Source organism: Niallia nealsonii (assembly GCF_002835805.1).
Classification (GTDB): Bacteria; Bacillota; Bacilli; order Bacillales; family Cytobacillaceae; genus Niallia; species Niallia nealsonii.
Genome location: NZ_PISE01000026.1, coordinates 1 through 22660, shown reverse-complemented (window position 1 = coordinate 22660; position 22660 = coordinate 1). Strand labels below are relative to the sequence as shown.

The 22660-nt window shown below is 35.9% G+C and carries 16 protein-coding genes; 14 read left to right on the top strand and 2 right to left on the bottom strand.

Annotated elements, in window-relative coordinates:
• Nucleotides 1-37: 37 nt before the first annotated feature.
• A complete protein-coding gene (locus CWS01_RS12530; RefSeq protein WP_101177544.1) occupies nucleotides 38-565 on the bottom strand; it encodes a hypothetical protein in 528 nt (175 codons plus the stop codon).
• Nucleotides 566-691: 126 nt separating this feature from the next.
• Here CWS01_RS12530 and CWS01_RS12525 point away from each other — a divergent pair, with 126 nt between their 5' ends.
• The 6 genes from CWS01_RS12525 (at nucleotide 692) to CWS01_RS12500 (ending at nucleotide 10400) form a co-directional block, all read left to right on the top strand.
• On the top strand, nucleotides 692-2002 hold the full coding sequence (locus CWS01_RS12525; protein ID WP_235852049.1) for a D-serine ammonia-lyase: 1311 nt from the start codon (nucleotides 692-694) through the stop codon (nucleotides 2000-2002).
• Between the two features lie 267 nt (nucleotides 2003-2269).
• On the top strand, nucleotides 2270-3982 hold the full coding sequence (locus tag CWS01_RS12520; protein WP_101177542.1) for a glycosyl hydrolase family 18 protein: 1713 nt from the start codon (nucleotides 2270-2272) through the stop codon (nucleotides 3980-3982).
• 361 nt (nucleotides 3983-4343) lie between these two features.
• A complete protein-coding gene (locus tag CWS01_RS12515) occupies nucleotides 4344-4757 on the top strand; it encodes a CoA-binding protein (protein ID WP_101177541.1) in 414 nt (137 codons plus the stop codon).
• A gap of 735 nt (nucleotides 4758-5492) precedes the next feature.
• Nucleotides 5493-7472, top strand: a complete 1980-nt coding sequence (gene parE / locus CWS01_RS12510) for a DNA topoisomerase IV subunit B (RefSeq protein WP_101177598.1) — start codon at nucleotides 5493-5495, stop codon at nucleotides 7470-7472.
• Nucleotides 7469-9895, top strand: coding sequence for a DNA topoisomerase IV subunit A (gene parC / locus CWS01_RS12505; RefSeq protein ID WP_101177540.1), 2427 nt, complete (start codon nucleotides 7469-7471; stop codon nucleotides 9893-9895). The genes parE and parC overlap by 4 nt, the downstream gene beginning before the upstream one ends.
• 157 nt (nucleotides 9896-10052) lie before the next feature.
• Nucleotides 10053-10400, top strand: a complete 348-nt coding sequence (locus CWS01_RS12500) for a short-chain dehydrogenase (RefSeq protein ID WP_101177539.1) — start codon at nucleotides 10053-10055, stop codon at nucleotides 10398-10400.
• A gap of 455 nt (nucleotides 10401-10855) precedes the next feature.
• On the opposite strand, the gene CWS01_RS12495 is transcribed toward CWS01_RS12500, so the two are convergent.
• Nucleotides 10856-11485 carry a ribonuclease H1 domain-containing protein gene (locus tag CWS01_RS12495; RefSeq protein ID WP_101177538.1) on the bottom strand — a complete coding sequence of 210 codons (630 nt, stop codon included), beginning with the start codon at nucleotides 11483-11485 and terminating at the stop codon, nucleotides 10856-10858.
• Nucleotides 11486-11677: 192 nt separating this feature from the next.
• Between CWS01_RS12495 and CWS01_RS12490 the strand changes: the two genes are divergently transcribed.
• The 8 genes from CWS01_RS12490 to CWS01_RS12455 all read left to right on the top strand — a co-directional run bounded on the left by CWS01_RS12490 (nucleotide 11678) and on the right by CWS01_RS12455 (nucleotide 22648).
• Complete coding sequence (locus tag CWS01_RS12490; RefSeq protein WP_101177537.1) at nucleotides 11678-13465, top strand: sensor histidine kinase; 1788 nt, start codon at nucleotides 11678-11680, stop codon at nucleotides 13463-13465.
• Nucleotides 13437-14180 carry a LytR/AlgR family response regulator transcription factor gene (locus CWS01_RS12485; RefSeq protein ID WP_101177536.1) on the top strand — a complete coding sequence of 248 codons (744 nt, stop codon included), beginning with the start codon at nucleotides 13437-13439 and terminating at the stop codon, nucleotides 14178-14180. Before CWS01_RS12490 ends, CWS01_RS12485 begins: the two co-directional genes overlap by 29 nt.
• 118 nt (nucleotides 14181-14298) lie before the next feature.
• Nucleotides 14299-16092, top strand: coding sequence for a carbon starvation protein CstA (cstA, locus tag CWS01_RS12480; RefSeq protein ID WP_101177535.1), 1794 nt, complete (start codon nucleotides 14299-14301; stop codon nucleotides 16090-16092).
• Between the two features lie 159 nt (nucleotides 16093-16251).
• Nucleotides 16252-16674 (top strand): EamA family transporter, encoded by a 423-nt coding sequence (locus tag CWS01_RS12475; RefSeq protein WP_101177534.1) that lies wholly within the window; start codon nucleotides 16252-16254, stop codon nucleotides 16672-16674.
• A 303-nt stretch (nucleotides 16675-16977) separates the two neighbouring features.
• The gene (locus CWS01_RS12470) at nucleotides 16978-19203 is read left to right on the top strand and encodes a sensor domain-containing protein (protein ID WP_168714391.1); all 2226 of its coding nucleotides are present in this window, start codon (nucleotides 16978-16980) and stop codon (nucleotides 19201-19203) included.
• Nucleotides 19204-19424: 221 nt separating this feature from the next.
• A complete protein-coding gene (gene glsA, locus CWS01_RS12465; RefSeq protein WP_101177532.1) occupies nucleotides 19425-20354 on the top strand; it encodes a glutaminase A in 930 nt (309 codons plus the stop codon).
• Between the two features lie 146 nt (nucleotides 20355-20500).
• Nucleotides 20501-21304, top strand: a complete 804-nt coding sequence (gene speD / locus CWS01_RS12460; RefSeq protein WP_101177531.1) for an adenosylmethionine decarboxylase — start codon at nucleotides 20501-20503, stop codon at nucleotides 21302-21304.
• Between the two features lie 174 nt (nucleotides 21305-21478).
• Nucleotides 21479-22648, top strand: coding sequence for a M20 family metallopeptidase (locus CWS01_RS12455; RefSeq protein ID WP_101177530.1), 1170 nt, complete (start codon nucleotides 21479-21481; stop codon nucleotides 22646-22648).
• The last annotated feature ends 12 nt before the right edge of the window (nucleotides 22649-22660 follow it).

The following is a 22660-nucleotide window of genomic DNA, read 5'->3' as shown; positions in this document are numbered from 1 at the left end:
CTAGTTGTCTATTTTAGGCTCTAATTTTGCCTGTTTATTATTTTTCTTCCAACAATTTATCTATTTCTTTTTTTGACAATACTTTATCATTGGAAGCAGCGGACCATTTTTGTACATATGCCATAAATTCTTGTCTCGTTGTGTTTTTCTGTGCATTTTCGTCTTCTATAAGAGAGGCTATTATTTGTGATATTGAAAAATCCAGTTCTTTTCCTTCATATCTCATAACAGTATGTACAAACAAACGATAGTCGTCATAATCTCCTCTGCTCAGATAAAGGCAAGATTCTATACAAATGGTTAGTAATTTTACTGTTTCACTAGAAATGGTTTGGTTGCTGCAAAGATCTATTTTCCGCAAATTTAACAGAAATCTCATCGTGTTTTCTACCAAACCTTCACCTAGCAACGACAATCCATATTTCACCATACTTTGTAAATCAGGATCAAAATAATCAAGATTAGCCGTTTGGCTGACTACATATAAACCTTTTGTTCTCGATTGGTATAAAAGATAGGTAAATTCATAAAAAGTAGTGATTAATCTTTGTGAGTATATAGTCATTATATGGCTCCTATTTTATTATATGTAATAGGATAAGTTTACCATTTTTTCTTAAATAGGAGGAAGAAATAACTGTTTCAAGAATAGTAAAAAGAATGTGCAAAAGACGGAAGGATGGGAAAAAGAATGACCAATAAATCGCTAAAAAAATTGTTGCAAGATTATCCTTTATTGCGCTCCATAACAAAATATCAAGAGGTTTGCTGGATAAATGAGAAGAAAAACGAGCTTCCCGTTGCTACAATTAAGGAAGTTAATATGGAAGAAGCAATAAAAAGATTACAGCGCTTTGCCCCTGTTATAGCTGAATGGTTCCCTGAAACTCATTCTGATTTTGGTTTGATTGAATCATCATTGCAACAGATTCCTTTATTTAAGCAAGCGATGGAGAAGAAGGAAAATCAAATTTTTTTTGGCAATTGGTTTGTCAAATCAGATCATCAATTGCCTATATCAGGATCAGTCAAAGCAAGAGGCGGCATTTATGAAGTGCTGAAATTTGCGGAAAAACTAGCGTTAGAGAATAAGCTGATTGATCAAAAAGAATCTTATCGGAAACTGCTATTTCCTTCTATAAAAAGTTTTTTTGCGGATTTTACCATCATTGTTGGTTCTACAGGGAATCTAGGTTTAAGCATTGGCATCATTGGAAGAAAATTGGGTTTTCAGGTAATTGTACATATGTCAAAAGATGCGAAAACATGGAAAAAAGATAAGCTTAAAGAAATTGGCGCAACGGTCGTTGAACATGATGCAGATTATAGTGTTGCTGTAGAACAAGGGAGAAAGGAAGCAGAAAAGGATTCTTTTTGCTATTTTATTGATGACGAAAATTCCACCCATTTATTTGAAGGGTATGCAACTGCGGCGTATCGCTTAGAGGAGCAATTACATGCAAAACAAATTCTTGTCGATGAAAATCATCCATTATTCGTCTATTTGCCTTGTGGAGTCGGCGGAGCTCCAGGTGGTATTGCTTATGGATTAAAAAAAGTATTTCAAAAAAATGTGCACTGTTTTTTTGCGGAACCAACCCATTCTCCCGCTATGCTTACAAGGCTTTATACCAATATAAAGGATATTTCGGTCCAAGACCTTCAGTTAGATAATCAGACAGAAGCAGATGGCCTTGCGGTAGGCAAAGCATCTGAATTTGTTGCAGATCATATTGGCAGTTTCATTAGCGGCTGTTATACGATTTCCGATAACGAATTGTTTCGTTTGCAGGCATTATTATTTGAAACAGAAAAGGAATATTTAGAGCCATCTGCACTCGCAGGTTTTTATGGCCCAATAACGATTAAGTCATATACGGAAAAAGAAAAACTTTACGAAAACATGCCTCAATCGACTCATGTTTTTTGGGGAACAGGAGGCATGCTTGTACCAGAGGGAATTAGGCAAGAACAGCTGGATTTTGGGAAAACCATGCTTTAATAGTTTATGTTAGTCAGTAGATTTTGATTGGAAAATAAAAAAATGGGTTTAAAATAAAAATAATTTTAGCATTGATCTGAACGATTAAACTTTTTATAAAACAACCATATTTAATGCATATGCTAGTTACTGGAATCCTAAATATCAAGTGGGATTTCTTTTTTCTATTCACAAATAATGTTATCATAAAATTATTATTCTATGAAACTCACACTTTTTAAAGAAGCTATTGAAAGGCATCGGTAGAGTTACGTCAAGGAGGAAAGCATGTCTCAATTAATTATTCAACCGCCTAAAAGGCAAAAAAAGAAAAAACTCATACTTGGACTGACGATCGGGATTTTCCTGATTCTTTCAAGTGTTCTTCTGCTTTTTTATCCATTTGCAAGCAAGGAGAAAAGCAGTTATTTTGATGGGGAAAAACCAATTTTATTAAATGGAAAACAAATAGGCAACGCCATTACTGCCAATGATACAGTTTATCTTCCTTTATCTGTTTGGCAAAAAAATATTGATAGTTCGATTACGTATGATTCCAGCAGCAATTCTGTTATTGTGACAACAAAAGATAAAGTTGTACAATTCCCAACAGATTCTGTTTCTTATTTTGTCAATAATGAGGCGGTAAATCTGCAATTTCATCCGATTAAAGATGAAAATGGCGAAGTATATGTTGCGATTGATCCTTTAGTTGATTTTTATGCTTTATCTTATTCTATATTAAAAGACAATAATGGGATTCTATTAGAAAAAGATGGAGAAAAGAAAACATATGCAACCGTAAAAGCAGCTAAAAAAGATGAGGACTACAAAAGACTGCGCACAGAACCAAGTATGTTCGCATCTTACACAGCAGAAGTAGCTGATAAAGAATCGATAACCATTGAAAATGAAAAAGATGGTTATTATTATATTCGCAAAAAAAATGGGATAGCAGGATTTATTAAAAAAGATTTGGTTCAAAAAGGGAAAACAGAAACCGTAAAAGCAGAATTAGAACAAAAGGAACCAAAACTGGAGAAAGTAAATGGCCCGATTCAATTAACATGGGAAGCTGTCTACTCGAAAAATCCGGATACTTCTACCATTAAGAAAATGGAAGGCGTCAATGTTGTTTCGCCAACCTGGTTTAAGTTATCGGATAATAAAGGGAATGTCAGCAATTTAGGGTCTACTGCCTATGTAAAATGGGCCCATAAACAGAAATACCAAGTATGGGGTTTATTTTCCAATGATTTTTCACCAGAAAAAACACATGAAGTATTTAAAGATTATAAAACAAGGAAAAAAGTTATCCGCCAGTTGCTTGTATACAGTGAGATGTATAATTTAGATGGAATCAATATTGATATTGAAAATGTCAACGAAGAAGATGGCAAATATGTTACTCAGTTTGTTAGAGAAGCAACCCCATACTTGCATGATGCAGGTCTGACTGTATCCATGGATGTCACCTTTATTGCAGGGGGCAACTATTCGGCCTTTTTCGAACGAGCTCATCTTAGTGATCTAGTCGATTATATGGTGGTAATGGCCTATGACGAACATTGGGCAACATCTCCAGAATCTGGAAGTGTTGCGAGTTTGCCATGGGTAGAAAATAATTTAGAATCATTAATGGAAGAAGTCCCAAATGAGAAATTAGTCTTAGGGGTACCTCTGTATACAAGATTGTGGGAAGAAAAAGCAAATGGCGATATTTCTTCGAAAGCTTTATCGATGGAAAAAGCCGATGAATGGGTAAAAAAACACAAAGTAACGGTTACGTATGATGAAGAAACAGGTCAAAATTACGGAGAGTATTATGACAGCAAAACAAAATCGACCTATAAAATTTGGCTAGAAGATGAAGTATCTTTATCTAACCGAGCTAAACTTGTCGATAAGTATGATTTAGCTGGAATTGCCAGCTGGTCGAGATTTTTTGCAGATGAAACAGCTTGGAGTGCTCTTGCTTTAGAGGAAAAAAAGGAACAGTAATTTTATTCATGCTAAAAAAGTTTGGCTGTCCATTTGTGCAGCCAAACTTTTTGCTGTTATTAAGCATGCAACGTATAAGACGTTCTATTTGCTGGCACTTTTTCTGATGAAAATTCACCAAATATCCTTTTGTTTATGGTTTTTTTCTTTTCTTTCGCCAATAAAATTTGTTATCATAATTTAACAGCATTATTTTAGACAATTAAAAGAGAGATTAAAATCATTAGAGTAAACGCTTACTTTTTCAAGGCGTTTGTTATTTTTACTGATTGGGAATAGATAAAAGGGAACTTCCATCAGTAGAGACCATTTATAACTTTACTGTTTTTAATCCGGAGATAAGACAAAAGGAGAGATAATGATGGCAATCGAAAATCCTAGCAGACAAGAAATTGGTGAACTTTTAAAAAAAGCAAAAAGAATTGCAGTGGTTGGATTAAGCGACAATCCGGAAAGAACTTCTTATATGGTAAGCTATGCAATGAAAGAGGCAGGCTATGAAATTATTCCTGTCAATCCAACTATACAAGAAGTTTTTGGAGTGAAAGCTGTTGCCAATTTGTCTGATATAACAGGTCATGTGGATATTGTGAATGTTTTTAGAAGATCAGAATATTTGCCCGAAGTGGCCGATCAGTTTGAAAAAATAGATGCAGATGTATTTTGGGCTCAACTCGGAGTGGCCCATGAAGAAACATTTCAGCGTTTAGCAGAAAAAGGATATACGGTTATTATGGATCGCTGCATTAAAGTGGAGCATGCTTTAACAAAATAATAGAGTGAAAAGTTGGGTTCATTGCCTTTTTGCAGACAGAATTTTAATGGGGATTGTCTGTTTTGGCATGGATCTCTCTTTTTATTTTTTAGGAGATTTCTTTTTTTAAAAGAATCTTTTTCCCTAGAACCATACATAAGGAAAATGAGCGTCAAGTTTTTTTTCCTATCATTCTGTGTTAACATAATATAGACATTTACGTAAATAATACTTTATCTTGCATTAACGGAACACAGTAAGATCTTTACCTAAAGGATTAGGAGAAGGCAGAAGAAATCTAGGTGTGGATGAAGAACCTCCACTGATTGAAGTTTTACTTTATAAAAATAACTTTTTCTTTTTTTAGTAATAGTATATGATGAGTACCTGTGCAAAAAATAAACCAAAAAAAGAAAAAGATTTCTCGTTTTAAAAAAAAATGATACAATAAAAAAACAGAACAATTGTTCTTGTTGTGGATTATTTACTGCATTTGTAAAAATAAAAACATTTTTCACTTCGTTTTTTAGTTTAAATGGTTATGCTTCTTATTTTTTTAGTAAATAATGTGGCGAAAAGAAGGGGGGATGTTTATGACCTTCTTTTTGTTGCTTTTACGGCCAAATGATAATTTCCAAAAAAATTTGGAGATAAATTAAAGGGAAATTTAGATATTGGACGAATACATAAACAATTGTTCGACATGATACATAAAAAGAGAACATGTCGTGTTTTAAAGGTGAAAGGGGTATGTATGTGGCAAAAACTCAGCAAACATTTGATTATAACGATGATGCCATACAGGTCTTAGAAGGGCTGGAAGCAGTGAGAAAACGTCCTGGCATGTATATTGGCAGCACGGATTCAAGAGGATTGCATCATTTAGTATATGAAATTGTAGATAACGCGGTCGATGAAGCATTAGCCGGATTTGGAGATGCGATCATTGTAAAAATACATCGGGATAATAGTATTAGTGTACAAGACAAAGGAAGAGGAATGCCTACTGGAATGCATAAAATTGGCAAACCGACGCCGGAAGTCATTTTTACTATTCTTCATGCAGGAGGAAAGTTTGGACAAGGAAGCTATAAAACAAGCGGCGGTTTGCACGGGGTCGGCGCTTCTGTTGTGAATGCTTTGTCTGAATGGGTCGTTGTCAAAATTAAACGAGATGGTTTTATTTATGAACAGCGTTTTGAACATGGGGGTAAACCAGTTACAACGCTTGAAAAAAAAGGAAAAACCACACAAACAGGCACAACCATTCATTTTAAGCCAGATCCAACGATTTTCTCTACTACAACTTATAATTTTGAAACATTAAGTGAGCGGTTGAGAGAGTCTGCATTTTTATTAAAAGGTTTAAGGATTGAATTGATTGATGATAGACATGATCTTCATAATGTTTTCTTGTATGAGAATGGGATTGAAGCATTTGTCGAATATTTAAATGAGGAAAAAGACACCTTGCATCCAGTTGTCAGTTTAGAAGGCGAAAGCAATGGCATTGAAGTAGAGTTTGCTTTTCAATTTAACGATGGCTATTCAGAAAATGTGCTGTCCTTTGTTAATAATGTCCGCACAAAAGACGGAGGAACACATGAAGCTGGGTCCAAAACAGCAATGACAAGAATGTTTAATGAATATGCAAGAAAAGTAAATCTTTTAAAAGAAAAAGATAAAAATTTGGACGGATCGGATATTCGTGAAGGGCTTGCGGCAATTGTTTCTGTGCGTGTACCAGAAGATCTGCTACAGTTTGAAGGACAAACAAAAGGAAAATTAGGCACAAGTGAAGCAAGGTCTGCAGTGGATGCTGTTGTATCAGAACATCTTGCTTATTTTTTAGAAGAAAATCCAGAAACCAGTTCGCTTTTGATCAAAAAGGCGATAAAAGCCTATCAAGCAAGAGAAGCTGCGAGAAAAGCTAGGGAAGAAGCAAGAGGCGGCAAAAAAAGAAAACGTTCAGAAGCGGTTCTTTCCGGCAAATTAACGCCAGCACAATCTCGCAATCCATTAAAAAATGAATTGTATTTAGTCGAAGGGGACTCTGCGGGAGGATCGGCCAAACAAGGAAGAGACCGCCGTTTTCAAGCAGTGCTGCCGCTTCGGGGGAAAGTTATTAATACAGAAAAAGCAAAACTTGCCGATATTTTTAAAAATGAAGAAATCAACACGATTATTCATGCAATTGGCAGTGGTGTTGGTGCAGAATTTAATGTAGAAGATTCTAATTATGAAAAAATTATTATTATGACAGATGCAGATACGGACGGCGCTCATATTCAAGTATTGCTGTTGACTTTTTTTTACCGCTACATGAAACCACTTATTGAAGCAGGAAAAGTCTATATTGCTCTGCCCCCTTTATATAAAGTAAGCAAAGGTACAGGCAAAAATGAAAAGATCGAATATTCCTGGAGCGATGATGATCTGCAGGATGCGATTAAAAAAATCGGCAAAGGCTACACCCTGCAGCGTTATAAAGGACTTGGAGAAATGAACGCTGATCAATTATGGGATACGACGATGAACCCAGAAACAAGAACGTTAATACGGGTAAAAATTGATGATATTGCCCGAGCAGAACGCCGTGTAACAACATTAATGGGCGATAAAGTCGAACCACGACGGAAATGGATTGAATCCAATGTGGCATTTGGTTTAGAAGAAGATGGAAGCATTTTGGAAAATGAAAATATTGTGGTTGCAGAGGAGGGAAGTCAATCATGAGTTCAACAGAACAATTTCGTGATTTGCCCCTAGAGGACGTTCTCGGCGACCGTTTTGGACGGTACAGTAAATATATTATTCAAGAGCGGGCACTGCCTGATGCAAGAGATGGCTTAAAACCAGTACAGCGCCGCATTCTTTATGCGATGCATGTGGATGGAAACACCCAAGAAAAGAATTTCCGCAAATCAGCAAAAACAGTCGGAAATGTAATCGGGAACTATCACCCACATGGAGATTCATCTGTTTATGATGCAATGGTGCGGATGAGCCAAGAATGGAAGCTGCGCAATGTATTGATACAAATGCATGGCAACAACGGAAGTTTAGACGGAGATCCACCTGCAGCGATGCGTTATACAGAAGCAAGATTATCAGCCATTTCTGCAGAACTCTTAAAAGATATCGAAAAAAGAACAGTAGAATTTATTCCAAACTTTGATGATACATCCAATGAACCGACCGTGCTTCCAGCAAAGTTTCCTAACTTGCTTGTAAATGGTTCGACTGGGATTTCAGCAGGGTATGCAACTGATATTCCTCCCCATCATTTAGGAGAAGTGATTGATGGAGTAATTGAACGAATGGATCATCCTACTTGTTCGGTTGACGATATTATGGAGCATATTAAAGGACCAGATTTCCCGACTGGCGGTATTATTCAAGGGGTTGAAGGTTTAAAGAAAGCTTATGAAACCGGTAAAGGAAAAATTGTCGTTCGAGGCAAAACGGAAATGGAAGAACTTAGAGGCGGCAAGCAGCAAATTGTCATCACGGAAATTCCATATGAAATCAACAAAAGCAATCTTGTCAAAAAAATTGATGAACTTCGCTTAGATCGTAAAGTAGAAGGAATTGCCGAAGTCCGCGATGAGACAGACCGCACTGGCTTGCGTATCGTAATAGAATTAAAAAAAGAAACAGATGCTAATGGCATTTTGCATTTTTTATATAAAAACACGGATTTGCAGATTACGTATAGTTTTAATATGGTAGCAATCTATAATAAACGGCCAAAGCTAATGGGCATTTTGCCGCTTTTGGATGCTTATATTGAACATCAAAAAGAAGTAGTAACAAAACGCACACAATTTGATTTAGAAAAAGCAAAAGAGCGCCAACATATTGTAGATGGATTGATTAAAGCGCTGTCGATTTTAGATGAAGTGATTGCAACTATCCGTGCATCAAAAGATAAACGGAATGCAAAAGATAATTTAATCTCCGCTTTTCAATTTACGGAGCCTCAAGCAGAAGCTATTGTCTCCTTGCAGTTGTATCGATTAACCAATACAGATATTACCGCATTGCAAGCTGAAGCAAAGGATCTTGCCAAAAAAATCGCGGAGTGGACAGCTATTTTAGCAAGTGAAAAAAAATTGCTTTCTGTGATTAAAAAAGAGTTAAAAGATGTAAAAAAACGTTTTGAAACACCGAGACGCACTATCATTCAAGCAGAAATTGAAGAAATTAAAATCAATTTAGAAGTGCTTGTTGCCAGTGAAGATGTGATTGTGACGGTGACAAAAGAAGGATACATAAAACGTACAAGCCAACGTTCCTATGCTGCAAGCAATGGCCAGGATTTTGGTATGAAAGATAGTGATCGGATTTTAAAGAAAATCGACATTAATACAACAGAAGTCGTTTTATTATTTACGAATAAAGGAAATTATTTATATTGTCCTGTTCATTTATTGCCAGATATCCGCTGGAAAGATTTAGGACAGCATATTTCCAACATTATTCCGATTGACCGGGATGAATGCATTATCCAAGCCATTCCAGTTAAAGATTTTGAAACATCAGGATACTTATTGTTCTTTACGAAAAATGGCATGGCAAAAAAATCAGAATTAAATCAATATAAAGCACAGCGCTATTCGAAACCTCTTGTTGCCATTAATTTAAAAGGCGATGATGAAGTAGTGGATGTGCATCTTACAACAGGCAAGGAAGAAGTGCTTGTTGCCACCTATAGCGGCTATGCACTTCGTTTCCATGAAGAAGAAGTCAATATAGTGGGTGTGCGTGCTGCTGGGGTTAAAGGAGTAAACTTAAAAGAAAAAGATTTTGTTGTATCAGGCAAACTCATTACCAATGCAAAAGAACAAAGTGTCGTTATTTTAACACAGAGGGGCTCTGTCAAAAAAATGAAACTTACGGAATTTGAAAACACAGGCAGAGCCAAACGGGGTGTTGTGATGTTAAGGGAACTAAAAGCAAATCCCCATCGAATTGTCGGTATGGCAATTGTCCATAAACAAGATGTTCTCTATTTAGAAACAGAAAAGGGCGAAATCGAACAAATTGCCGTTGAGCCGATTCGTTTTAATGACCGCTATTCAAATGGTTCTTTTGTGATAGATGAAAGCGATGCAGGAAAAGTAAAAACTATGTGGATAGAAACCACAGAAGAATAAAAAAAGGAGCATCTGTTTAAGCTACAGATGCTCTCAGTTTGTCGACAGTCTGGGCTGAAGTAAAGTAAAGTGCTTCAGCTATTTTTACAAGTTTAAGGACTTGCATGATAAATTAAGTCAGAAGGATATGGTGTTTCTTTAAGAAAGGGTGTTGTCTATGCCTTGTGTACATGAATTTGGGATAATTGATGATTTTAACAGGGAGAAAAATTACAACGATTATACCCCGCAAAAATACCATTGTATTTCAGTTGATGATGATATTATCCAAAGTTTATATGAACATTTATCTATCATAAAAACCTACTTTCACTCATTTACTCGACCAGAATATGGTTTAGCCTATTACGGAATTACAATTATCCCACAGGAGTCATTATCAATATTTTATGATGTTGTCACGTCTTCCAGATACTTTAAACAATCTGCTGAACTTAGTGAATTAGCTTTAAAAATTATACAGGCAAAAGAAGAGCAGAAATACATGATACATTATGGAATTTAAATCTGATGCTTAGTATATGGCTGTTTTCGTAAACTTTGTTGCTTTTAAAGGAGTAGGTTGATTGCAGTGAAGGGATGCTCGCTGCGCGGTGAGCCTCTTCGGCGTATCGACTGCGGGGTCTCATCTGTCCCGCTAATCCCACAAGGAGTCACGTACCTTTCACTCCAATCAACCTGTCTTAACAATAGATTTACTCATGGAAACTATTCGAAAAACAATAATCTTTTAGCAAACATCCTAGTATATTCCATAAAATTACAAAGAGTTCTATGGTGTAAGTTTTTAGACTAGAAATTAATAAATTCAAAAAAGAGCAGAAGGATACGAAATCCTCTGCTTTTTTTTGAATTTATTGTTATTACCAGTTCGATTTATAATAGAAGTTTAGTCGTGAATTGATACTTTTCACTTCAAAACCGAACCTGTTATTTTTATTTTACCCTTTTATTGTTGGCTTATTTTCTCCCAAAATCTGCCTTTATTTCCCCGTAACGTTTTGTATCCCATTTGATTACTTTATTGGAATAACTATTTTCTTTGAGCCATTTTTCCGCACCCTCCACTTTTTGCCAAAGAGCTTCTGTACGATCGTCTCTTACAAGCGTTGTATTGGCCTTTTTATTGCGGACCCATGCAAGCGCCGTCATGCTGTCTGTATAGATCGTTGTATTTTTTCCTTCTTTTTGCAAGTGTGCCAATGCATGAACGATGCCAAGGAATTCTCCGATATTATTAGTGCCCAGTACTGGTCCATAATGAAAAATCGTTTCCCCTGTTTTTGTATGTACTCCTCTATATTCCATCATTCCTGGATTGCCGCTGCATGCTGCATCTACTGAGACGCTGTTTTCCTCAATTGCTGGAGCAGGAGAAGACGAAGTTTTTTTATTTCCAGCACTAGCAGTTCGAGTGCTGTTTGTTGTATTTTTTCCTTGTCCATATGCTTGTTCTGCTTCTGGTAAAGTAGGAAATGATTTAAAAGAGGCCCCTTGATATCCTTTTGTCTGCTTCTCACATTCGGCCCAGGTTGTATAAATACCAGGTTTTCTGCCATTCCATACTACATAATATTTTTTCTTTGCCATGATAAATACCCCCATGTTTTATTCATTTTTTTATCATACCATAGGAAAAAGGAGAATGGCATGTACAGTTCCTCTCGTTTTTTTACAAGGAAGGATTTTCCTATAAAAACAGGAAATATATGCAAAAAAGGATGCGAACAAACTGTAATTCAGTATAATAAAAGTATGCGGGCATAGAAAGGAGGAAAACCATTGATTATCCTTTTGCCTATTATGATAGAAAGAGTCGGTATCTTAGTATTATTTGCTTTTTTGCTTTCTCGTGTATCGCTGTTTCGTGGGATGATACAAAAAGAAAGGGAGTATGACTTCCAAGAAAAAATGCTGCTTATGTTCATTTTTGGAGTGTTTGGTATCATCAGCAATTATACAGGGGTGGCGATTGAGAAGGGAAACATTATGTCTCATTCCTGGCAGACCAATCTAGAGGAAAGTACAGCAATTGCCAATACACGCATTATGGGAGTGGCGATTGGCGGGTTATTAGGAGGGCCTGCTGTCGGGTTTGGAGTCGGACTTATTGCAGGATTGCACCGATTTACATTAGGTGGCTTTACAAGCATTGCATGTGGGATTTCGACTATTATAGCTGGGCTTCTTACTGGATTAATCGGCAGAAAATATCGTTTTTTTCAAAATCCTCCATTTAAAACAGTCTTTATTTGCATTTGTATGGAACTGTTGCAAATGGCAATTATTCTTCTTTTGGCAAAACCATTTGATAGCGCTTTCGGATTGGTATCTGTTATCACTGTACCGATGGTTATCATTAATGGATTTGGCATTTTAGTTTTTATTTATTTGATTCAAAGTATTTTATCGGAAGAAGAACAAACAAAAGCAGCGCAAACAGAAGTTGCATTAGATATTGCGCAAAGCACTTTGCCCTATTTCCGTCTTGGCCTAACTCCTGAATCAAGTCGCCATGCAGCACAGATTATTATTGCAGCAACATCAGCAGAAGCAGTAGCCATTACAAATCGAACCATGGTGCTAACTCATATTGGCATTGGATCGGACCACCATATTCCTTTAGAAAAAACAGAAACCGAATTAACCAGGCATGTGCTTGCATCAGGGAAAATAGTTACTGCCATCACTAAAAAAGAGATTCATTGCTCTCATCTAGAATGTCCATTGCAAGCTGCGATTGTGCTTCCGTTAAAAGCAAATCAGAAAATTGTTGGAACATTAAAGTTATATTTTACAAATTCGAAAAATATGGGAATTGTTGAATATAAATTAGCAGAAGGATTAAGCAAGTTATTTTCCATGCAATTAGAACTAGCAGAAGCGGAAAACCAGCAAAAACTATTAAAAGATGCAGAAATTAAAGCACTGCAGGCTCAAATTCATCCACATTTTTTATTTAACAGCATGAATACGATTGCTGCCTTAATCCGAACGGATCGGGATAAAGCGAGAAGGATGGTTCATCAATTAAGTGCTTTTTTTCGCAGCAATCTGCAAGGATCAAAAAACATGTATATCCCACTCAAACAAGAATTAGAGCATGTTGACGCCTTTTTGGCATTAGAAAAAGCGAGATTTCCTGATAAATTTTCCCTTCATTGTTCGATCGATTCTTCTTTACATAATGTATTAGTTCCACCATTTGTTCTACAGCCATTAATCGAAAATACATTAAGACATGCTTTTTCTGCCACAAAAAAAGGGGATATCTATTTAACAGGCTATAGACAACATGACTTTCTTGTGCTGATGGTAGAAGACAACGGGAAGGGCATGTCGGAGGAATTACTATTAATGCTCGGAAATAAAACAGTACATTCCGAAAAAGGCACTGGTACGGCATTATGGAATATATCTAAACGGATAAAAGAGCTGTATGGCCGAAAAGCCATTTTTTTGCTGGAAAGTGAACCAAATAGGGGAACAAAAATTACGATTAGGCTTCCAATCAGAGAAATAAGACAATGGGGGAATGAGGATGTTGAAAGCATTAGTAGTGGAAGATGAACCATTGGCTAGAGACGAATTAATGTATTTATTAAAAAGAACAGATGCGGTTGAAATAGTGGGGGAATATGATTCGGTAGAAGATGAATTAGAATTTCTCCTCTATACAGAAACAGTCGATGTTATTTTTCTTGATATCCAGCTTGGCAATGAAAGTGGCATACAATTAGCAGAAAAAATCAGCATGCTAAAGAATCCGCCGGAAATTGTTTTTGCAACCGCTTATGATGAATATGCCCTTCATGCTTTTAACGTGCATGCAATAGACTATCTTTTAAAACCGATTGATGAGGAGCGGCTAAAAATCACCATAAAAAAACTCCAGCATGTACAGGCTGCTAAACACAATAAAAATAAGGCAGCAGCATCAAAGACTGCCAATCCTATGCCCGATAAAATTGCAGTATCCAGTGATGATCGGATAAAAATTATTTCCATAGAAGAAATATTATATATTCAGTCTCAAAACAATAAAACGTCCATTACAACAAAAACTGAAACGATTATCGTCACAAGTACCTTAATACAGTTGGAACAAAAACTGAAAAATAGCTCGATGTTTCGTGTTCATCGCAGCTTTCTTGTTAATATGGATAAAATCAAAGAAATTGAGCCATGGTTTCATTCTACCTACCAACTTTTTATGGAAGATGGGGCAAAAATTCCGGTCAGCAGAAACTATACAAAAGATCTGAAACAGGTTTTACAATTTTAGCTGCATCTTAGCTTTTTATTTCTGCAGTTCACAGTGAGATTTCTGCAATTAGCATTGAAAACGCATTTATCTTCTTTTCATCTTTTATAATAAAAGCAGAAAAAGGGGGATGAGAAAAATGAATGCGATTACAATAGTGATAGCATCCATGTGTATTTTAATGATTGCCTATCGTTTATATGGAACATTTATGGCGGTAAAAGTATTAAAACTAAATGATGAAAAATTAACGCCGGCACATGAATTAAATGACGGCAAAGATTATGTACCAACAAATAAGTGGGTGTCATTTGGCCATCATTTTGCAGCAATTGCGGCTGCAGGACCACTTGTTGGGCCAATTCTTGCGGCACAGTTTGGCTATCTTCCAGGACTGTTGTGGCTGTTGATTGGAGCAGTGATTGGAGGAGCAGTCCATGATGCTGTTGTATTATTTGCTAGTATGCGCAAAAAAGGAAAATCCTTATCAGAAGTAGCAAAAGAAGAGTTAGGACCTGTAGCTGGATTTTGCACAGGGCTTGCGATGTTATTTATTATTACCATTACAATGGCAGGCTTATCGATGGTTGTTCTTCATGCATTAGAACGAAATCCTTGGGGGACATTTGCCGTTGGAATAACGATTCCGATCGCCATGGGTGTTGGCATTCTTTATAAAAAAACGGGCAATTTAAAAATGACTTCTACTATTGGATTTATTTTATTAATGGTGGGTGTTTTTATAGGACCATCCATACAAGATACTGCACTTGGAGATTTTTTGACATTTGATACGAAAACACTTGCTATTATTCTTCCTATTTATGCATTTTTTGCAGCAGCACTGCCTGTATGGCTGTTGTTGGCGCCAAGAGATTACTTATCCAGCTTTATGAAAATTGGCGTTTTTATCGCACTGATTATTGGGGTATTTATTATTAATCCAGTTATCGAGTTTCCTGCCTTTACTTCTTTTATCCATGGCGGCGGTCCAGTTATTGCGGGTCCTGTATGGCCATTCATTTCGATTACCATCGCGTGTGGAGCGATTTCTGGATTCCATGCATTTGTTGGATCTGGAACAACGCCAAAAATGCTCGACAAATGGAGTGATATAAAAGTAGTCGGTTTTGGAGCGATGCTTGTGGAATGTTTAGTTGGCATTATGGCATTGATTGCTGCAACAGCACTCCATCCAGGAGATTACTTTGCCATTAATTCTTCGCCGCAAGTATTTCAAACATTAGGAATGAATGTAACCAATCTTCCTGAATTATCGAGAGAAATTGGCATTGACTTAGAAGGAAGAACAGGAGGAGCAGTAACACTTGCTGTTGGAATGACATATGTTTTTACCGAGATTTCTTGGTTTCAGCATCTATCCTCTTATTTCTTTCAATTTGTCATTATGTTTGAAGCTGTATTCATTTTAACAGCAATTGATGCTGGCACAAGAGTTGCTCGCTATTTAATTCAAGACTTTTTTGGAGAATTTTATCGGCCATTAAAAAAAGTTGACTGGCTGCCTGGATCGATTTTTGCAAGTGCTCTTGCGTGTTTTATGTGGGGCTATCTTCTGTACTCTGGCGATATTAGTTCAGTATGGGCATTATTTGGTGTTTCTAATCAGCTGATGGCAAGCATTGGGTTAATTATTGGTGCAACGGTTATTTTAAAAATTGCCGATAAGCGCAGATATATGCTGACTTGTTTAATACCAATGGCTTATTTATTCATCACTGTTAATTATGCGGGATATTGGATGATTACAAACGTCTATTTTAATCCAAATGCAGCGGGATATAATGTATTAAACGGCATTCTTTCCATTATCATGTTAATCCTTGGGATCATTATTATGATTACGGCAACAAGCAAATGGCTGAAAATGTGGAATGAGCCAAGAATTCACACAGAAACACATTCATTATAAACAGTATCAAGACAAAATAGAGTAGTAGCATGCTTTTTATGCTACTACTCTATTTTGTCTGATTTAGAAAAAAAGGAATAATATTTCCGGAAATTAGTGTATCCTAAGAAAAAGAAGAAAGAACCATTATACATACATAAAAAGGGAAGGGGAAAAAAGATGTCCTGGTTAATTTTTGCTTTATTATCTGCCGCCTGTGCGGCACTTGTTGGGATTTTTGGAAAAATAGGGCTTGCCAATATTGATGCTAATACAGCTACTGCCGTTCGCGCTATTATTATGGCTGCTTTTTTAGTAATTGTGGTAGCGATTGAAGGCAATTTAACAAAAATTCCAAGCCTGATTGCTGATAAGAAAAACTTTTTGTGGATTGTGTTAAGTGGAGTGGCAGGGGCAACTTCCTGGCTATTTTATTTTTTAGCATTAAAAACAGGGAAAGTTACACAAGTGGCTCCTGTTGACAAATTAAGTGTAGTGCTTGCCACCATTATAGCCATTTTATTTTTAGGGGAAAAAATCAGCTTATTAAATGGAATAGGCATTGCACTGATTACCATTGGGGTTATTTTAACCACTCTTTAATTATAATTATTCGGATAAACAGATCATTCTTGTTTTTAATATTCCTATTAAAAATAACTTCACTGTTTCCGATATTACTAATATAGGTTGATTGGTAAAATGTATACGTTGCTTTGCATGTAAAATAAAATGATTTGCTTATGCGATTCCATCATTTTATTCATATGTCAGCTCTGGATTAAATAGACGAACAAATAAAATAAACAATGGAATAGCTTGTTTTTTGCAGTAATGCAAGAGAAGATGCCATAAGAAAAAACAGAATCATTAACCTTACACCGAGTACGAATGGAGATTGGCACAATGGTCTATAAAAATAACGAAACAAAATGGATCATTATATTATGTTCTTTTATGTTCAGCACATTAGTATTAAATATTTTTTATAAAGAAATCAATGATACTCTTTATATCACTTTACATGCCTTATTTCTTATCGGTTGTCTTTTTAGTTTATTAAAAATACTAAAAAATATTGAAAAAATGGTAAAAGAAATTCGAACGAGCAATCTAAAATTGCAGACCATCTTCGAAACAACAGATATTGCTATTTGGTATCATGATATGAAAAAGGATGAATTGCTTATCTCAGCAGGGATTGAAAAAATATATGGCAGACCTTTGCAAGATTTTTACGCAAATCCCGATTTATGGCGAGATGTCATAGTGGAAGAGGATACTTTTATTTTAGAAGAAAGATTCCAAAATCTTGGCCGCAGAGAAAATGTTACAAGCATCTACCGTATTGTAAAGCCCAATGGCGATATTCGCTGGATAAAAGATAAAGGCATTCCAGAATTTGATCAGCATGGCAATATGATTGAATTCACCAGTGTATTATTGGATATTACCGAAAGCAAAGAAAATGAAGAACGATTCAGCACACTTGTCGATATTTCACCAGATATAATCGCAGTTGTAAGTAATTATCAAATTTTATATATAAATAACGTTGGAAAAGATATCTTAGGAATTGCTGAATCAGAAGAATTAAAGAAACAAACAATTGATAATTATTTATCAAAAGAAGACTATGAACGAATCAAAGAGGTATTTCCGGTCCCGCCTAAAAAACAATATAGCAGCAAAACATATGAAGTAAAGATTATTCAAGATAAAACAGGAGCTATTTTTGATGTAGAAATATCCTGCAAACCAATTCTATTTGCTGGCAAACACGCCATCCTAGTAGTGGGGAAAGATATTACCAAAAGAAAAGCGACAGATCAAATGATCAAAAATTTAGCTTATTTTGATCAATTGACGAATCTTCCCAATCGAAACAGTTCAAAAAGCAAACTAAACGAACTTCTTTTTCATCCATCTGTTCAGTCAATGGCTTTATTATTTGTCGATTTGGATCAATTCAAACGAATTAATGATACAAAAGGACATTCCACAGGAGATATTATCTTGCAGCAGGTTGCAAAAAGACTGCAAAAGGCAAGCATAAAAGACAGTTTTGTTTCCCGCCTCGGGGGCGATGAATTTTTAATCTTTTTAGAAAACAAACAACTAGAAGAAATAAAAGAGATTGCCGGCACCATTATGAAAGAAATATCCTTCCCATTCCTCATTAAAGAGGAAGAGTTTTTTATTTCTGCAAGTATTGGCATCAGTTTATATCCAGAGGATGGGTCAGATCAGGAAACATTAATAAAAAATGCGGATGCTGCGATGTTTTTAGCAAAAGAAAACGGAAAAAATAATTTCCAATTTTATTCTTCTACCTTAGCCATAAAAAGTTCTAGAAAAATGGAATTAGAAATGGCTTTAAGAAAAGCGATTCAACATAATGAATTAGTTTTGTATTATCAGCCGCAAGTGAATTTGCACACAAACAAAATCATTGGATTTGAAGCATTGTTAAGGTGGATTCACCCTACGTATGGATTTATCTCTCCTGAAGAGTTTATTCCATTGGCGGAAGAAACCAATTTGATTTTTTCTATCGGGGAATGGGTGTTCACACAAGCTTGCAAACAAAAAAAGAAATGGGATGCACTTGGCACGCCTCCCATTACAATGAGCGTTAATATTTCTGCTAAACAATTTCAGTGTTCAGAACTGGCACAAATTTTTGAAAAGATTATCACAGATTTGCAGCTTAACCCTAATACAGTGGAATTAGAAATTACAGAAAGCATTATGCAAAATATCGATCGCTCCATAAAGATCCTAAATGAACTAAAAAAGATTGGCTTCCTTATTTCTATTGATGATTTTGGAAAAGGCTATTCTAGCTTAAGCTATTTAAAACATTTGCCTATTGATACCCTTAAAATCGATAAATCTTTTGTTGATGATATTAATGATCCTGTTCACAAAGGGTCTTTAGTAAAAGCGATTATCGATATGGGACAAAACATGAATTTTTCTGTCATTGCAGAAGGAATAGAAAAGCTAGATCAAGTTCACTTTCTTGTAAAAAATAATTGTAAAATGGGCCAAGGTTATTTTTACAGCAAACCCCTTCCAAAAGAAGAAGTGGAGAAATTGCTTTTGCGAATGAATGATACAAATCAGTAGCGCTATACTGCTACTGATTTTTTTGCTTCCTTTCTTTTTCTGAAAAGTCAGATATGATAGAATAGATAGAATGAAATAAGAAATATTTTTTTGCGCTTGCATAATGCATAGTCCCTAAAAGGAGCAGATTAGAAAAAAGAAAAGGGGGAAAAATAACCCTAATCTATTTCCTATTTCAAAAAATAACTAGATTTGTAAACTACATAAAGTTGGTGAAAAATATGCCTTGTCAAACAAACAATGAACTAGAAGCAATATTGGAAGAAGCAAAATATTACACACAAAAAGGGAAAGTGGCCGATTACATACCAGCCTTAAGCAAAGCAAATCCAGATGATTTATCCATCGCAGTTTATCATCCTGATGGCAGATGCATCTCTGCAGGAGATATCCAAGAAAGCATTACGCTGCAAAGCATTTCCAAAGTATTAACACTTGCCCTTGCACTGATTGAATGCGGGGAGGAATATGTATTTCAAAAAGTAGGATATGAGCCGACTGGAGATCCTTTTAACAGCATTGTTAAACTGGAAATGAGCAATCCGTCTAAACCGCTGAACCCCATGATTAATGCAGGTGCACTTGCTGTTACTCATATGATTAAGGGTCAATCAGTAGAGGAACGCCTGAATAAAATTCTCTCTTTTGTCAGTCTTTTGACTGGCAATGAACATACTACCTATTCAAAAGAAGTGGCTAAATCTGAATTTGAAACCTCTCATTTAAATAGATCGTTATGCTACTTTATGAAACAGCATGGCATCATCAATGAAGATGTCGAAGAGTTATTAGATTTATATACAAAACAATGTGCGATTGAAGTAAACTGTTTAGATCTTGCGCGCATTGGCATTATTTTCGCTTTAGATGGCATGGAGCCAATTACCAATAAGCGAATTATGCCTGCACATGTTGCGAGAATCTGCAAAACGTTTATGGTAACATGCGGCATGTACAATGCTTCAGGAGAATTTGCTGTTCGCGTCGGCATTCCTGCAAAAAGCGGTGTATCAGGGGGGATATTAGGAGCTGTTCCAAACCGGTTTGGCATCGGAATATCAGGTCCTGCACTCGATGATAAAGGAAATAGTGTCGCAGGTTTAAAACTATTGGAACTCCTTGCAGAAAAATATTCGCTTAGCATGTTTTAATTACAGGATGATCTTTCATGTTTCTTGCCCCAAGTGCACAGAAACATAAAGATCATCTTTTTTTATGATTAAATAGTGCTAAAAAGGGTAAGATAAAAATATTTTCGATGATATTAAAAGTGTGATCATGACTGGGGGAGAAAAAGATGTTAACACCACAGCAGCGAATTGAACTCCACGGATTTAATAATTTAACAAAATCCTTAAGTTTTAATATGTATGATATATGCTATACAAGAACAAGAGAGGAAAGAGAAGCGTATCTGGAATATATTGATGAGCAGTATAATGCAGATCGTCTTACTAATATTCTAAAAGATGTATCAGATATCATTGGTGCTCATGTATTAAATATCGCCAAACAAGATTATGAACCACAAGGAGCAAGTGTCACTTTGCTTGTATCCGAAGGACCTGTTGCTGAGGCTCCAAAAGATGTATTTGAAGAATCGCCAGGGCCTTTGCCAGATTCGGTTGTTATGCATTTAGATAAAAGTCATATAACGGTACATACTTATCCTGAATATCATCCAGATGAAGGAATAAGCACCTTTAGAGCAGATATTGATGTATCCACATGCGGCGAAATCTCTCCCTTAAAGGCATTAAATTATCTTATTCATTCATTTGATACAGATATTATGATTATGGATTATCGTGTTAGAGGTTTTACAAGGGATATAAACGGCCATAAATTATTTATCGACCATAATATCGATTCTATCCAAAATTATATACCAGATGAAGTAAAAGCACTATTTGATATGATCGACGTCAACATCTATCAAGAAAATATTTTTCATACAAAATGTAAATTAAAAAAATTCGATTTAAACAATTATTTGTTTGGCTATACGGCAGAAGAACTTTCCACTCAAGAACAAATGGCGATTACAGGCAAATTAAGAATGGAAATGAATGAAATTTTTTATGGGAAAAATGTTCATTAAAAACAACCATATATTTGGCAGGAAACAAAAAAAGCGGTGGAAAGACGTTTGCTCCTCCGCTTTTTTATCGTATATTTATACATTTATGATTATTTTTACTCGTTTCTAACTATGCATTTATCACTGATTCTGCTAAACTATTTTAGTAGAATAATTGAAAGGTGCTGACAAGCAGTGAAAAAGAACATCGTAGAAGCAATTGACCACTATAAAAATGATTTTGATGACATTAGTATTTATATAGGAGAAAATCCAGAGTTAGGCCACGAAGAATTTAAAGCATGCAAAGTGTTGACAGACACATTAAAAAAACATGATTTTGATGTAGAAATTGGAACATTGGGACTTGCAACTGCGTTTACAGCGACTTTTGACAGCGGCAAACAAGGACCGACTATTGGATTTATGGCAGAATATGATGCTTTGCCGGAAGTAGGACATGCTTGCGGCCATAATTTAATTGGAACAATGGGTATAGCAGCAGGAATTGGCTTAAGCAAAGTGTTGAAGGAAACAGGGGGGAAAATCATTGTTTTTGGAACGCCAGCAGAAGAAACAAAAGGCGGCAAAGTAACAATGGCAGAAGCCGGTTTATTTGATGCATTAGATGTAGCAATGATGGTGCATCCATTAGACAACTATGTAAAAAGTGGTGCATCATTAGCGATGGATGCTATTCAATTTGAATTTTTTGGAAAAGCTGCTCATGCAGCAGCAAGCCCTCATATGGGAATAAATGCCCTTGATGCCGTGCTGCAAACGTTTAACAGTATTAATGCACTTCGTCAGCATATCACTTCAGATGCCCGCATTCACGGTATTATTACAGAAGGAGGCAAAGCAGCGAACGTCGTGCCGGATTATGCGGTTGCCCAATTTTATGTACGTGCAGCAAAACGGGAATATGTGAATGAATTAGTGGAAAAAGTGAAAAAATGTGCAGAAGGAGCTGCCTTGCAGACAGGGGCGAAAATGGAAGCTTCCTTCTACGAATTTTCCTATGATGATATGATTACCAATCATACATTGTCAGAAATTTTTACCAAAGAGCTGATTTCATTAGGGGTAAAAGAAGAAGAAATCTTCTCTCAAAAAGATGGTACAGGCTCTCTTGATATGGGGAATGTAAGCCAAGTGGTGCCAGCGATTCATCCATATATTAAAATTTGCAATGAAGCATATGCTTGCCATACCCATGAATTTAGAGAAGCTGCCATGTCAGATCAAGCAAGAGAAGCAATGATTCTTGGGGCAAAATCGATGGCCTTAACCGCATTTGAAGTATTAACAAATAAAGAACTTCTAGAAAAAATTAAAAAAGAATTTAAACAGCAGAAACAATAATTTCATAAAAAA